The 13,627-nt window shown below is 72.1% G+C and carries 14 protein-coding genes; 13 read left to right on the forward strand and 1 reads right to left on the reverse strand.

The features are described 5' to 3' along the window. Window positions 1–95 precede the first annotated feature (95 nt). Genes ABD262_RS00375 through hemB form a run of 5 tightly spaced genes read left to right on the forward strand, consistent with a single transcriptional unit; the run spans window position 96 to window position 5,860 of the window. Window positions 96–803 carry a redox-sensing transcriptional repressor Rex gene (locus tag ABD262_RS00375; protein WP_425564782.1) on the forward strand — a complete coding sequence of 236 codons (708 nt, stop codon included), beginning with the start codon at window positions 96–98 and terminating at the stop codon, window positions 801–803. Next, entirely contained in the window at window positions 800–2,110 is a 1,311-nt protein-coding gene (locus ABD262_RS00380; protein WP_344129480.1) for a glutamyl-tRNA reductase, read from the forward strand. The genes ABD262_RS00375 and ABD262_RS00380 overlap by 4 nt, the downstream gene beginning before the upstream one ends. Further along, a complete protein-coding gene (hemC, locus tag ABD262_RS00385; protein ID WP_344129483.1) occupies window positions 2,107–3,216 on the forward strand; it encodes a hydroxymethylbilane synthase in 1,110 nt (369 codons plus the stop codon). Before ABD262_RS00380 ends, hemC begins: the two co-directional genes overlap by 4 nt. Then, window positions 3,213–4,859 carry a bifunctional uroporphyrinogen-III C-methyltransferase/uroporphyrinogen-III synthase gene (locus ABD262_RS00390; protein ID WP_344129486.1) on the forward strand — a complete coding sequence of 549 codons (1,647 nt, stop codon included), beginning with the start codon at window positions 3,213–3,215 and terminating at the stop codon, window positions 4,857–4,859. The genes hemC and ABD262_RS00390 overlap by 4 nt, the downstream gene beginning before the upstream one ends. Before the next feature lie 5 nt (window positions 4,860–4,864). Then, window positions 4,865–5,860 (forward strand): porphobilinogen synthase, encoded by a 996-nt coding sequence (gene hemB / locus ABD262_RS00395; protein ID WP_344129489.1) that lies wholly within the window; start codon window positions 4,865–4,867, stop codon window positions 5,858–5,860. A 248-nt stretch (window positions 5,861–6,108) separates the two neighbouring features. Here hemB and ABD262_RS00400 read toward each other — a convergent pair whose 3' ends face one another. Next, the gene (locus ABD262_RS00400; RefSeq protein WP_344129491.1) at window positions 6,109–6,642 is read right to left on the reverse strand and encodes a YceI family protein; all 534 of its coding nucleotides are present in this window, start codon (window positions 6,640–6,642) and stop codon (window positions 6,109–6,111) included. A 116-nt stretch (window positions 6,643–6,758) separates the two neighbouring features. Between ABD262_RS00400 and ABD262_RS00405 the strand changes: the two genes are divergently transcribed. From ABD262_RS00405 to ABD262_RS00440, 8 genes are read left to right on the forward strand one after another with little or no spacing between them, the layout of a single operon-like run. Beyond that, entirely contained in the window at window positions 6,759–7,301 is a 543-nt protein-coding gene (locus ABD262_RS00405; RefSeq protein ID WP_344129494.1) for a MarR family winged helix-turn-helix transcriptional regulator, read from the forward strand. 55 nt (window positions 7,302–7,356) lie between these two features. Then, on the forward strand, window positions 7,357–8,703 hold the full coding sequence (gene hemL / locus ABD262_RS00410) for a glutamate-1-semialdehyde 2,1-aminomutase (protein ID WP_344129497.1): 1,347 nt from the start codon (window positions 7,357–7,359) through the stop codon (window positions 8,701–8,703). 32 nt (window positions 8,704–8,735) lie between these two features. Further along, window positions 8,736–9,350 (forward strand): histidine phosphatase family protein, encoded by a 615-nt coding sequence (locus ABD262_RS00415; RefSeq protein ID WP_344134461.1) that lies wholly within the window; start codon window positions 8,736–8,738, stop codon window positions 9,348–9,350. Then, window positions 9,347–9,952 (forward strand): TlpA family protein disulfide reductase, encoded by a 606-nt coding sequence (locus tag ABD262_RS00420; protein ID WP_344129500.1) that lies wholly within the window; start codon window positions 9,347–9,349, stop codon window positions 9,950–9,952. Before ABD262_RS00415 ends, ABD262_RS00420 begins: the two co-directional genes overlap by 4 nt. Before the next feature lie 11 nt (window positions 9,953–9,963). Continuing rightward, entirely contained in the window at window positions 9,964–10,716 is a 753-nt protein-coding gene (locus ABD262_RS00425; protein ID WP_344129503.1) for a cytochrome c biogenesis CcdA family protein, read from the forward strand. A 1-nt stretch (window position 10,717) separates the two neighbouring features. Beyond that, the gene (resB, locus tag ABD262_RS00430; RefSeq protein ID WP_344129506.1) at window positions 10,718–12,373 is read left to right on the forward strand and encodes a cytochrome c biogenesis protein ResB; all 1,656 of its coding nucleotides are present in this window, start codon (window positions 10,718–10,720) and stop codon (window positions 12,371–12,373) included. Further along, on the forward strand, window positions 12,370–13,323 hold the full coding sequence (gene ccsB / locus ABD262_RS00435; protein ID WP_344129509.1) for a c-type cytochrome biogenesis protein CcsB: 954 nt from the start codon (window positions 12,370–12,372) through the stop codon (window positions 13,321–13,323). Before resB ends, ccsB begins: the two co-directional genes overlap by 4 nt. Further along, a complete protein-coding gene (locus tag ABD262_RS00440) occupies window positions 13,324–13,623 on the forward strand; it encodes a DUF4229 domain-containing protein (protein WP_344129512.1) in 300 nt (99 codons plus the stop codon). Window positions 13,624–13,627: the final 4 nt, after the last annotated feature.

Genomic DNA, 13,627 nt, shown 5'->3' on the forward strand with positions numbered 1-13,627 from the left:
TTGTGCATCGGTTCACAAAAGCGTAATCTGCAGAGGCTCCCGTCCGCCCCAGCCAGGCGCGGACTGCCAGTGATGAGAAGGAGCCGGAAAAGACTGTGTCTGCCGACCCGAGCGCCCGTCGGGGTATTCCCGACGCCACGGTGGCACGGCTACCGGAGTACCTCCGCGCCCTGACCGGCTTGGCGGAACGCGGGATCACGTCGGTGTCCTCCGAGGAGCTGGCCTCCGCCGCAGGCGTCCGCAGCGCCAAGCTGCGCAAGGACCTCTCGCACCTCGGCTCCTACGGCGTGCGTGGTGTCGGCTACGAGGTCGACCACCTCGCCTACCAGATCTCCCGGGAGCTCGGCCTCACCCAGGACTGGCCGGTCGCCATCGTCGGGATGGGCAACCTCGGCCACGCGCTGGCGGCCTACAGCGGGTTCGCGACGCGCGGGTTCCGGGTGGTGGCCCTGCTCGACCAGGACGCCGGGCTGCTCGGCCAGGAGATCGCCGGCATCACCGTGCAGCCGATGACCGTGCTCGACGAGCTCGTCGCCGAGCAGGGCCTGGCCATCGGCGTCATCGCCACGCCGGCAGCGTCCGCGCAGGGCGTCTGCGACCAGCTCGTCGCCGCCGGCGTCCGCTCGATCCTCAACTTCGCGCCGTGCGTGCTGGTCGTGCCCGACGACGTCGACGTGCGCAAGGTCGACCTGTCCACCGAGCTCCAGATCCTCGCCTTCCACGAGCAGCGCAAGGCGCTCGCCGCCGGGGGTGCGCTCGACCGCGTCTCGCTCGAGCCCGTCGACGACGTGGTGGGCCGATGAGCCTCGTGATCCTGGGCCTGTCCCACCACACCGCACCGCTGCCCCTCCTCGAGGCCATGACCCTCGACGCCGCGGGCCGCCGGACCCTGTCCGCGAGCCTGACCGGGCGCGAGAACCTCACCGAGGCGATCGTGGTGTCCACCTGCAACCGCACCGAGGTCTACGCCGAGTCGGCGACCTTCCACGGTGCCGTCACCGACATCGCCGACGCGCTCACCGAGGTCACCGGGGTCAGCCGTGACGAGCTGCGCGAGCACCTCTACGTCCACTACGAGGACCGCGCCATCGCGCACGCCTTCACGGTCGCCTGCGGGCTCGACTCGATGGCGGTGGGCGAGGCCCAGATCCTCGGCCAGATGCGCACGGCGCTGCGCGAGTCGCAGAAGGCCGGCCACGCCGGACCGGCCCTCAACACCCTCTTCCAGCAGGCGCTGCGGGTCGGCAAGCGAGCCCACACCGAGACCGGGATCGACGCCGTCAGCGTCTCGCTCGTCGAGGCGGGGCTGGCCCGGGCCGAGCGCGAGCTGGGCCCGCTGGCCGGCCTCCAGGTGCTCGTCGTCGGCGCCGGGGGCATGAGCTCGCTGGCCGCGACCACGGTGGCGCGGCGGGGCGCCGCCGGGCTCTCCATCGTCAACCGCACGTTCGCGAAGGCGGTGCGACTGGCCGAGCGCACGGGCGCCACCGCGCGACCCCTCGACGACCTCTCCGCCGCCCTCGCGGTGGCCGACGTGGTGATCTCCTGCACCGGCTCCACCGGCGTGGTGGTCGACCTCGCGACCGCAGGCGACGCGCAGGTGGCCCGGGGCGGTCGCCCGCAGGCCTACATCGACCTCGCCCTGCCCCACGACGTGGCCCCCGAGGTCGCCTCGCTGAGCGGGGTGACCCTCGCCGGGCTGGCCGCGCTGGGGGAGGAGCTGTCCGGTGGGCAGACCCCGCCGCAGGTGAGCGAGGTGGCCGACCTGGTCATCGGTGAGGTCGCGGCATACCTGACCTCGCGCGCCGCGGAGAGCGTCGCGCCGACCGTCGCCGCGCTGCGCTCCCACGCCGCCGACGTCGTCGCGGGCGAGCTGACCCGCCTCGACCAGCGGCTGCCCGACCTCGACGAGGTGGCTCGCGCCGAGGTGCAGCTCGCGGTGCACCGCATCGTCGAGAAGCTCCTGCACACCCCGACCGTCAGGGTGAAGGAGCGGGCCGTGGGGGGTCAGGGCGCCGACTACGCCGAGGCGCTGCGTGAGCTGTTCGACCTGCGCCCCGGCGAGGCCGCCACCGCGTCCGTCCCGCCGCCCCAGCGGGGAGGTATGCCGTGAGCACGCCCCCCACCGCCGCGTTGACCCTGCGCCTGGGCACCCGGCGCAGTGCGCTCGCGACCACGCAGTCCACCTGGGTGGCCGACCTGCTGCGCGCGCGGGGCCACTCCGTCGAGCTCGTCGAGATCGTCACCGAGGGAGACACCTCCACCGCGTCGCTGGCCTCCCTCGGCGGCACCGGGGTGTTTGCGGCGGCCCTGCGCCGGGCGCTGCTCGAGGGTGAGGTCGACTTCGCCGTGCACTCCCTCAAGGACCTGCCCACCACGCCCGAGCCCGGGCTCGTGATCGCTGCCGTCCCGGTCCGGGAGGACCCGCGGGACGTGCTCGTGTCGTCCGGCGGGCGCACGCTGGGTGAGCTCGGCGAGGGGGCTGTCGTCGGCACCGGTTCGCCGCGCCGGGTCGCCCAGCTCGCGGCCCTCGGCCTCGGGCTGTCCGTCAAGGACATCCGCGGCAACGTCGACACCCGCATCGCGCTCGTCAAGGACGGCGCCCTCGACGGTGTCGTGCTGGCCCGCGCCGGCCTCGCCCGGCTGGGCCGGCTCGACGAGGTCGCCGAGGCGATCGACCCGCTGCAGATGCTGCCCGCCCCCGGGCAGGGTGCGCTGGCGGTCGAGTGCCGTGCCGACGACTCCGCGACGCTGGCTGCGCTCGAGGTCCTCGACGACCCTGACACCCGCACCTGCGTCACCGCCGAACGTGCCGTCCTCGCCGCGCTCGAAGCCGGCTGCTCCGCACCGGTGGGGGCGCTCGCCGAGGTCGTCGAGGGCGAGGACGGCCTCGAGCTGTCGCTGCGCGCCTTCGTCGGCGCGGTCGACGGCTCGTTCGACCTGCGTCGCTCGCTCGTCGGCAGCGCCGGCGACGGCGAGGCCCTGGGCCGGCGGCTCGCGGCGGTCCTGCTCGAGGACGGCGGCGACCTGCTGCGCGGACCCGAGGAGCGACCACCGGCCCCACCCGCCCCGCAGACCTCGAGCGGTGACGGCCCGGCAAGCCACCCCGGGGCGCCGCCCCCAGACCCACCCGGGGCGACCGGACCCGATCCGCTCGCCGGCCCCGACAGCAGCACCGACCGCAAACCCGAACACGACAGCACGGAGCGTGCACTGTGAGCCCCACGCGCTCGACCACCACCACCTCTACCCCCAGCTCGCCCGCTCGCCAGAGCCGGGTCCCGGGACGCGTCGCCTTCGTCGGCGCCGGCCCCGGCGACTCCGGACTCATGACGGTGCGCTCGCTGGAGTTCCTCGCCGCCGCCGACGTGGTCGTCATCGACCAGGTCGCCCGGGAGGACGTCGTCACGCGCTACTGCCGGGAGGGTGTCGAGATCATCGACGCCGGCCACGGCGACCACGGTCAGCCGCTGACCCACGCGATGCGGGCCAAGCTGGTCGTCAAGGCCGCCAAGTCCGTCTCGGGCGGCCTCGTCGTCCGGCTCATGGATGGTGACCCCGGCACCTTCAACGGCCTCGCCGAGGAAGCCCTCGCCTGCCAGAAGGCCGGTATCGGGTTCGACATCGTCCCCGGCGTCAGCGCCGTCTCGGCGGTGCCCGCGTATGCCGGCATCCCGCTGACGTCGAGCAGCTCGCCCGCCGTGCACGTCATCGCGGCGAACGACCGGCACGTCGACTGGGCCGCCTCGGTGGCCGAGTCGGTCACGGTCGTCCTCCTCGGTCAGCCCGAGGACCTCGCCACCGCACTCGGGAAGCTCCTGGCTGCGGGTCGTCCCGCGGACAGCCCGGTCGCCCTGACCGAGCGCGGCACCACGATCCGCCAGTCCACCCGGGTCACCACGCTGGGCGAGTTCGCCAAGGTCATGAAGACCCTGGAGTTCCCGGCCCTGGCCGTGATCGGCTCGACCGTGGCCCTGCGCGAGAACCTCTCGTGGTTCGAGACCAAGCCGCTGTTCGGCTGGAACGTCCTGGTGCCCCGCACCAAGGAGCAGTCCGGCTCGACCATCGCCCGGCTCGAGTCCTTCGGCGCGACCGCGGAGGTCGTCCCGACGATCTCGGTCGAGCCGCCGCGCACGCCCCAGCAGATGGAGCGCGCCGTCAAGGGGCTGGTCACCGGTCGCTACGAGTGGATCGGGTTCACCTCGGTCAACGCCGTGAAGGCGGTGCGCGAGAAGTTCGAGGAGTTCGGTCTCGACGCGCGTGCGTTCGCCGGCCTGAAGATCGCCGCCGTCGGCGGGGTCACGGCTGCCGCCCTGCGCGAGTGGGGCATCGTGCCCGACCTCGTGCCGTCCGGTGAGATGTCGGCGAACGGCCTGCTCGAGGACTGGCCGCCGTTCGACGAGGTGCTCGACCCCATCAACCGGGTCTTCCTGCCGCGGGCCGACATCGCCACCGACACCCTCGTCGCCGGTCTCCAGGAGATGGGCTGGGAGGTGGACGACGTCACGGCATACCGCACCGTGCGCGCCGCGCCGCCGGCCGCCCACATCCGCGAGGCCATCAAGGGCGGGCAGTTCGACGCGGCCGTGTTCACGTCGTCCTCGACGGTGCGCAACCTGGTCGGCATCGCCGGCAAGCCGCACCCGTCGACGGTGATCGCGTGCATCGGCCCGGCCACGGCCAAGACCGCCGAGGAGCACGGGCTGCGGGTCGACGTGCTCGCCCCGGAGGCGTCGTCCGACTCCCTGGTCGACGCGCTCGCCGACTACGGCCTGGGCCTCGCGGCGGCTGCGGCGGAGGCCGGCGAGCCGGTCGTGCGCCCCAGCGCCAAGAAGTCCGCGTCGCGGCGTCGGGCCAAGTAGCCCGGATGGCTGACCACACGCAGCCGGCGGGGCCGGCGATCCGGCCGCGCCGGCTGCGCCAGTCGGTGGCCCTGCGCCGGCTCGTCGCCGAGACCCGGCTCGACCCCGCCGAGCTGGTGCTCCCGGTCTTCGTGCGCGAGGGCATCGACGCGCCGCAGGCCATCTCGGCCATGCCGGGGGTCGTCCAGCACACTCTCGAGTCCTTGGTGGCGGCTGCCCGCGAGGCAGCCGACGCGGGGATCGGCGGGATCATGCTGTTCGGGGTGCCCGTCGCCAAGGACGCGCTGGGCTCCGGGGCCGACGACCCCGACGGCATCCTCAACGTCGCCCTGCGCGCCGTCGCCGACGCCGTCGGTGACCGGCTGGTCGTGATGGCCGACCTGTGCCTCGACGAGTTCACCGACCACGGCCACTGCGGCGTCCTCGACGCCTCCGGGCGGGTGGACAACGACGCGACCCTCGAACGGTATGCCGCGATGGGCCTCGCCCAGGCCCGCGCCGGGGCCCACGTGCTCGGGCTCTCCGGGATGATGGACGGCCAGGTCGCCCACGTGCGCGACGCCCTCGACGCCGAGGGCTTCACCGACACGGTGATCCTCGCGTATGCCGCGAAGTACACCTCGGGTCTCTACGGCCCGTTCCGCGAGGCGGTGCAGTCCTCGCTCGAGGGCGACCGGGCGACCTACCAGCAGGACCCGGCGAACGCGACCGAGGCGCTGCGCGAGCTCGAGCTCGACATCGCCGAGGGTGCCGACATCGTCATGGTCAAGCCCGCCATGCCCCACCTCGACATCGTCGCCGCCGCCGCTGCGGTCTCGACGGTGCCGGTGGCGGCCTACCAGATCTCGGGGGAGTACTCGATGATCGAGGCCGCTGCGGCCAACGGCTGGATCGACCGGGAGCGGGCGGTGCTGGAGTCGCTGCTCAACATCCGTCGCGCCGGTGCGCAGATCATCCTGACCTACTACGCCGTCGAGGCAGCCCGACTCCTGCGCCCCTGACCCGGGTGCTCGCGCCCGCGGCATACCCCTGCCCGCACGTGGTGCGTCCTGGTGGTCACGGGCCGCCCGATCTGGGCCCCTGGTGACGATCCCAGCGCACCAAGTGCGGGAGCGGTGGGACTTGTTGCGTCCTGGTGGTCACGGGCCGCCGGATCTGGGCCCCTGGTGACCACCTGTGAGCAACAGGTGGAGGCATGACGAAGGGCCGGTTCCCCCGAACCGGCCCTCCGTCAGTCTGTGGTGCTGGGTCAGGCAGCCTTGGTGAGCTGGATGTCCAGGTTGAGCTTGACCTTCTCGGACACGAGCACGCCGCCACCCTCGAGGGCGACGTTCCAGCCGAGGTCCCAGTCCTTGCGGTTGATGTCGGCGGTGGCCTCGAAGCCGGCCTTCTCGTTGCCCCACGGGTCGGTCGCCAGGCCGGTGAACTCCAGGTCGAAGGTCACCGGCTTGGTGACGCCCTTGATGGTCAGGTCGCCGGTCAGGGAGTCGGCGGTGACCTCGGTTGAGGTGAAGCTCATGGTGGGGTTGGTCTCGGCGTCGAAGAAGTCCGCGGACCGCAGGTGGGTGTCGCGGTCGGCGGAGCCGGTGTCGACGGAGGCGATCTTGGCCACGGCGGTGACCTGGGAGTCGGTGATGTCGTCGCCGACCTTGACGGTGCCCTCGAACTCCTTGAACTGTCCGCGGACCTTGGTGACCATGAGGTGACGGGCCACGAAGCCGATCTCGCTGTGTGCGGCGTCGACGGTCCAGGTGCCGGCGGGGAGGTCGTTGATGCTTGCCATGAGAATCTCCTGTAGGGGGGTCTGCGGTCGGGACTGTCCCATCCGCTTCATCTCTTCGAACGTAGCAGACTTCATTTATATTTCAACTAACCGCCCACCTGTCATACTTCCTGGTCATGAGCACCCCACCGGGTGAGCCGCAGTGGCTCAGCGAGGACCAACAGCGGGCCTGGCGTGCCTACCTGCGCGGGAGCCGGCTGATCGAGGAGGCCCTCGACCGTGACCTGCAGTCGCACGGCGTCCAGCTGACCGAGTACGAGATCATCTCGATGCTGTCCGAGAGCCCGGGGCGCCGGCTGCGCATGTCGAGCCTGGCCGACCTGGTGGTGCAGTCCCGCAGCCGGCTCACGCACACCGCCACCCGGCTCGAGAAGCGCGGCTGGGTGGTGCGCGAGTCCTGCCTCGACGACAAGCGCGGGGTCGAGCTGGTCCTCACCGAGCGTGGCTGGCAGGCCGTCCAGGACATGGCGCGGGTGCACGTCGCCAGCGTCCGGCGCGCCGTCATCGACCCCGTGCCCGCGCCGCTGTTCGCGGCGCTGGGCGAGGCCATGGACCTCATCCGGGGCGCCCTCGCCCCCGGCGGCGACCACGGCGACCACCCCGCGGTGGCCCGTGAGGCCCGAGCCCACGAGGCCGGCGTCGCGCACGGCCGGCCCTGATCCCCCCGAACTGCCCCCTGCGGTCGCACTCAGGCCCGGCTGGGACAATGGCGCCATGACTGGCGCCCCCACGGCATACCCCTTCGACGCACCGGCCTCGCAGGCCCTCCTCGAGCGAGCCCTCGCGGTGACGCCCGGGGGCGTGAACTCACCCGTGCGTGCCTTCCGCGCCGTCGGCGGGACGCCACGGTTCATGGTGTCCGGCGACGGTCCCTACCTCACCGACGCCGACGGTCGCGAGTACGTCGACCTGGTCTGCTCGTGGGGTCCGATGATCCTCGGGCACGGCCACCCGCAGGTGCAGCGCGCGGTGTCGGACGCCGCCGCCCGGGGCTTCTCCTTCGGCACGCCGAGCGAGAACGAGGTGGCCCTCGCCGAGGAGATCGTGCGCCGGGTGGAGCCGGTCGAGCAGGTGCGGCTCGTGTCCAGCGGCACCGAGGCCACCATGAGCGCCATCAGGCTGGCCCGCGGCTACACCGGCCGCTCCCTCGTCGTGAAGTTCGCCGGCTGCTACCACGGGCACGTCGACTCCCTCCTGGCCCAGGCCGGCTCCGGGGTGGCGACGTTCGCGCTCCCGGACTCCGCCGGGGTGCCCAAGGAGATGGCGGCAGAGACCATCGTGCTGCCGTTCAACGACCTCGATGCCGTGGAGGCCGCGTTCGCCGAGCGGGGCAGCGAGATCGCCGCGCTCATCACGGAGGCCTCGCCCGGCAACATGGGGGTCGTGCCGCCCGCGCCGGGCTTCACCGAGGGACTGCGCCGCATCACCGCCGCCCACGGCGCTCTCCTCATCTCCGACGAGGTGATGACCGGCTTCCGCTGCAGCGAGGCGGGGTGGTTCGGCCTCGAGGGCCCGTATGCCGCGGGGGCGCCCGACCTGTTCACCTTCGGCAAGGTGATGGGTGGCGGGTTCCCCGCCGCCGCCTTTGGGGGGCGCGCCGACGTGATGGCCCTCCTGGCCCCGCTCGGGCCGGTCTACCAGGCGGGCACGCTGTCGGGGAACCCGGTCGCGACGGCCGCCGGGCTGGCCACCCTCCAGCTCTGCACGCCCGCCCTCTACGCGCGGCTGGACGAGGTCGCGGACGCCCTCACCGCGGGGCTGGACGAGCACCTCGGCGCGGCCGGGGTCCCGCACGTCATCCAGCGGGCCGGCAGCATGTTCAGCGTCTTCTTCCGCGACGGCGCGGTGCGGGACTACGACGAGGCCAGGGCCCAGCACGTGCCGGCCTACGCCGCGTTCTTCCACTCGATGCTGAGTCAAGGGGTCTACCTGCCCCCGAGCGCGTTCGAGTCGTGGTTCGTCAGCGGGGCGCACGACGGGGCGGCGGTCGACCGGGTGCTCGCGGCGCTGCCCGGCGCGGCGTCGGCGGCGGCCGAGGCGTTTGCGACAATCGACTCGTGACCAGCCAAGCCGACCGCACCGTGGTGCACCTCATGCGCCACGGCGAGGTGCACAACCCCGAGGGCGTCCTCTACGGACGCCTCGACGGCTACCACCTGTCCGACCTCGGTCACGAGATGGCCCGCAGGGTCGCCGACCACCTCGCCGACCACGACGTGACCCACGTCGTCGCGTCGTCGCTGCTGCGCGCCCAGGAGACCGCCACACCGGTCGCCGAGGCGCACGGTGTCCCGATCACCACCGACGACCGGGTGATCGAGGCCGCCAACGACTTCGAGGGTCACCTGGTCGGTGGCATGAACCCCCTCGACTTCGCCCACCCGTCCCACTGGTCCAAGCTGGTCAACCCCTTCCGTCCCTCGTGGGGCGAGGCCTACGCCGAGATCGCCCAGCGGATGACGGCGGCCATCGCCGACGCCCGCAGTGCGGCCCGTGGCCACGAGGCCGTGATCGTCTCCCACCAGCTGCCCATCTGGACCATCCGCAACGCGTTGCTGGGCAAGCGGCTCTGGCACGACCCGCGCAAGCGTGAGTGCCGCCTCGCCTCGCTGACGACCCTCACCTACGTCGGCGACGACCTCGAGTCGCTCACCTACTCCGAGCCCGCCGCGTCGCTCCTCGCCCAGTCCCACGGAGGCACCGGGTGAGCCGCGCACGACGTCTCCCGCGCGCAGCCGCGCTGCTCGTGGCGCCGCTCCTCCTCGTGGCGTTGTCCGGGTGCAGTGACGACCCCAACTCCATTGCGGCGCAGGCCAAGTCGGGCAACCGCCAGGGCTACATCTCCGGCGACGGCAACATCGAGACGATCGCGGCCGGCGACCGCAAGAAGCCGGTGGCCCTGACCGGCACGACCCTCGACGACAAGCAGTGGTCGTCGCAGGAGGCGATCGGCAAGGTCGCGGTGCTCAACCTGTGGGCCTCGTGGTGCCCGCCGTGCGAGACCGAGGCGCCCGACCTCAAGAAGGCCGCCGAGACCCTGACCGCGGCCGACAAGCCGGTCGTCTTCATGGGCATCAACTACCGCGACAACCCCGACTCCGGCCGGGCGACCGCAGCCCGGTGGGGCATCCCGTTCCCGTCGCTCGACGACCCGGCCGGCACGACCATCCTCGCCCTGCAGGGCAAGGTGACCTCCCCGCCCACGACCCTCGTGCTCGACCGGCAGGGCCGGATCGCCGCCCGCGTCAGCGGGGCCGTCACCACGTCGACGCTCACCGGCCTGGTCGACGACGTCCTGGCCGAGCAGTAGAACGCGACCCGATGACTGCTGATGCCGCGAACACGGTGACCTCCGGTGCCCTGCCGGTGGCGATGGCCGTGGCCCTGGTCGCCGGGCTCGTGTCGTTCGCCTCGCCGTGCGTGCTCCCGCTCGTCCCGGGCTTCCTCGGCTACGTCACCGGGCTGTCCGACGAGTCTTTGGTCGAGCGCAAGCGCCACCGGATGGTCGTCGGGGCGCTGCTCTTCGTGCTCGGCTTCACGGTGGTCTTCATGACCACCACGGTGATCATCGCCGGGGTGGGCTCGGCCCTGATCCAGCACCGCGAGGTGCTGATGCGGGTCGGTGGGGTCGTGGTGATCCTGATGGCGCTGGTCTTCATCGGCACTGGGTCGCAGCGCGAGTTCAAGCTGCACCGCCGCCCGGCCTCCGGGCTGGCCGGGGCCCCCTTGCTCGGAGCCGTCTTCGGCCTCGGCTGGGCGCCCTGCACCGGCCCCACCCTGGGCGCGGTGCAGGTGCTGGCGACCGCCTCCGGGGACGACTCGGCGGTGACCCGCGGGGTCGTGCTCGCGCTGCTCTACTCGCTCGGGCTCGGGGTGCCCTTCCTGCTGATCGCGGCGGGCTACGAACGGTTCGGCCGGGTCTCGGCGTTCCTGCGGAGCCGGCAGCGCGGCATCCAGCTGTTCGGTGGGGCGCTGCTCTTCGTCGTCGGGGTCCTGCTCGTCTCGGGGCTCTGGGACTCGCTCACCCGCCACGTGCAGACCACGCTCGTCAACGGCTTCCAGACGGTGATCTGACATGGCCGAGACCATCACCCAGCCCACCCTGGGCCCGATCGGCTGGCTGCGCTGGATGTGGCGCCAGCTGACCAGCATGCGCACCGCGCTCTTCCTCCTGCTGCTGCTCGCGGTCGGCGCCGTGCCGGGGTCGATCTGGCCGCAGCGCAGCATCGACGCCGCGCGCACCGCCGACTACATCGCCAACCACCCGAAGGCCGGTCCGTGGCTCGACCGCCTCGGCTTCTTCGAGGTCTACGCCTCCCCGTGGTTCGCAGCCATCTACCTGCTGCTGTTCATCTCGCTCGTCGGCTGCGTCCTGCCCCGGAGCAAGGTGCACTGGAAGGCGATGCGGTCCGCTCCGCCGAAGGCGCCCGCCCGGCCCGCCCGACTGCCTGCCGGGGGCACCGTCGAGGTGGCTGCGACCGAGGACGAGGTCGTGACCGCGTCGCGGGAGCTGTTGCGCGCCAAGCGGTTCCGTCTCGTCTCGCACGACGGCGGCTCCGTGAGCGCGGAGAAGGGCTACCTGAAGGAGACCGGTAACCTGGTCTTCCACCTGTCGCTGATCTTCGTCATCGTCGGGGTCGCGATCGGCCACCTGTTCGGGTGGAAGGGCGACGTGATCATCCCGGTCGGCCAGTCCTTCGCGAACACCCTCGCGCGCTACGACACGTTCAGCCCGGGGCCGTGGGTCGACGCCGACAGCCTCTCGCCGTTCGAGCTCACGGTGGACCAGCTCGACGCCACCTTCGAGGAGAACGTCACGGGCCGGGGCCAGTTCGGGTCGCCCCGCGACTTCACGGCACACGTCACGACCAAGGCGACGCCGTCGTCGCCGGCCCTGCAGTCGACCATCAAGGTCAACCACCCCCTCGAGATGGACGGCGCGGGGGTCTTCCTGCTCGGCAACGGCTACGCCCCGGTCATCACGGTCCGTGACGCCAAGGGCGACAGGGTCTACAGCGCGCCCACGCCGTTCCTGGCCCAGGACAACAACTACAAGTCCGTCGGGGTCGTGAAGGTGACCGGCGCCCAGCCGCAGCAGCTCGGCTTCTCCGGGTTGTTCCTGCCGACGGCCACCATCGACAAGGAGCTCGGCCCGATCTCGGTCTTCCCGGACGCCAAGAAGCCGGCCCTGGCCCTCACGGTCTACGAGGGTGAGCTCTTCCCCGGCGGCCGGCCGCAGTCGGTCTACCTCCTCGACACGGCCAAGATGACCCAGCTCAAGAGCGCCAAGGGTGACCCGCTGCGGATCTGGCTCGAGCCCGGGCAGACCTACCAGCTCCCGGGCGGCCGGGGCAGCATCAGCTTCGACGGCGTGGAGCGGTTCGCCGGGTTGTCGATCCGCCACGACCCGGGCAAGTTCGTCACCTTGTTCGCCGCGCTCCTCGCCCTCACCGGGCTGATCTGCTCGCTGGTGGTCCGGCGCCGCCGGGTCTTCCTGCGGGTTTCCCCCGCCGTGGCACCGGGTCGTACCGTGGTAGCCGTCGGCGGCCTCGCCAAGGGCGACGACGACGGGCTCCAGGAGCTGGTGGACCGGCTGGTCGCCGACCTGCGGACCCGGTTCGACACCGCGCCCCAGCCAGACCCCGAGCCAGAGCCCGAGTCGCACCCCCGGACCGAGCCCGAGCCCGACCCCCAGCCCGAGCTGGACAGCAGATTGGACGCACGAGGATGACCAACGAGAGCCTGGCCGGCTACGCCAACCTGAGCCTCTACTCGGCGATGGCGGTCTTCACGATCGCGATGGTCTGCCACGCCGTGTACCTCGCAGCCCTGCTCCCCGCACGCGACCGGCTCCGGGCCGGTGCGGTCGACCGTGAGCTGGTCGGTGCCGGGGCTCCCGTGCCCGTCGAGGCGCCGGCCCGTCCCGAGCTGTCCTCCCGCGCCGCCAAGGCGGCCGGGATCGCCTCGACGACGACCTGGCTGGGCGGCTTCCTGCTGCTGATGTCGGTGGTCCTGCGCGGGGTCGCCGTGCACCGCTGGCCGCTGGGCAACATGTTCGAGTTCGCGGTCATGGGCTCGATGTTCACCGTGCTGGCCTACTCGGTCTGGTCGACCCGGCGCGACCTGCGCTGGCTGGGGCTGTTCATCACCGGCCCGGTGCTGCTCGTCCTCGGCATGGCCGTCGCCGTCTGGTACACCGAGGCCTCCGAGCTGATGCCGTCGCTGCGCAGCTACTGGCTGGTCATCCACGTCACGGTCGCCACGCTCGCCACCGCGGTCTTCACGATCGGGGCCGCGCTGAGCGTCGTCTACCTCCTCAAGGACGCGTTCGAACGATCCGGGCGGGCCAGCATCCTCGACCGGTTCCCGGAGACCCCGGCGATCGAGCGCACCGCCTACAGCCTGCACATCGTCGCCTTCCCGCTGTGGACCTTCACCCTGATCGCCGGGGCCATCTGGGCACGCCAGGCCTGGGCGTCCTACTGGAACTGGGACCCGAAGGAGGTCTGGACGTTCGTCATCTGGGTCGTCTACGCGGCATACCTGCACTCGCGGGCGACCAGCGGCATCAGCCGCCAGACCGTGAGCTACATCGCGCTGGCCGGCTACGCCTGCATCATCGTCAACTTCGCCGTCGTGAACGTGTTCTTCGTCGGCCAGCACTCCTACTCGGGGCTGTAGATGCTGCGTTACTCGGTCCTGCGGCTGCTGGTCTTCTTCGGGGTGCTGTCGCTGCTCTGGTTGGTGGGGCTGCGCGACCCCGGTCAGCGCTGGATGCTGCTCGTCCTCAGCGCGCTGATCTCGATGGTGCTGTCCTTCTTCGTGCTCGCCCGCTTCCGTGAGGAGAGCACGGCCGAGCTGGCCCGGCGGATCGAGCGACGCACCGCGGCCAAGCAGGCGGGCGAGCCGGCGGTCACGGGTCTCGACGAGGAGGCCGAGGACGCCGAGGACGAGCGCGGCGGACCGGTCGAGTACCGCTGACCCG

Origin of the sequence: Pedococcus bigeumensis (genome assembly GCF_039531795.1) — a bacterium.
Classification (GTDB): domain Bacteria; phylum Actinomycetota; class Actinomycetes; order Actinomycetales; family Dermatophilaceae; genus Pedococcus; species Pedococcus bigeumensis.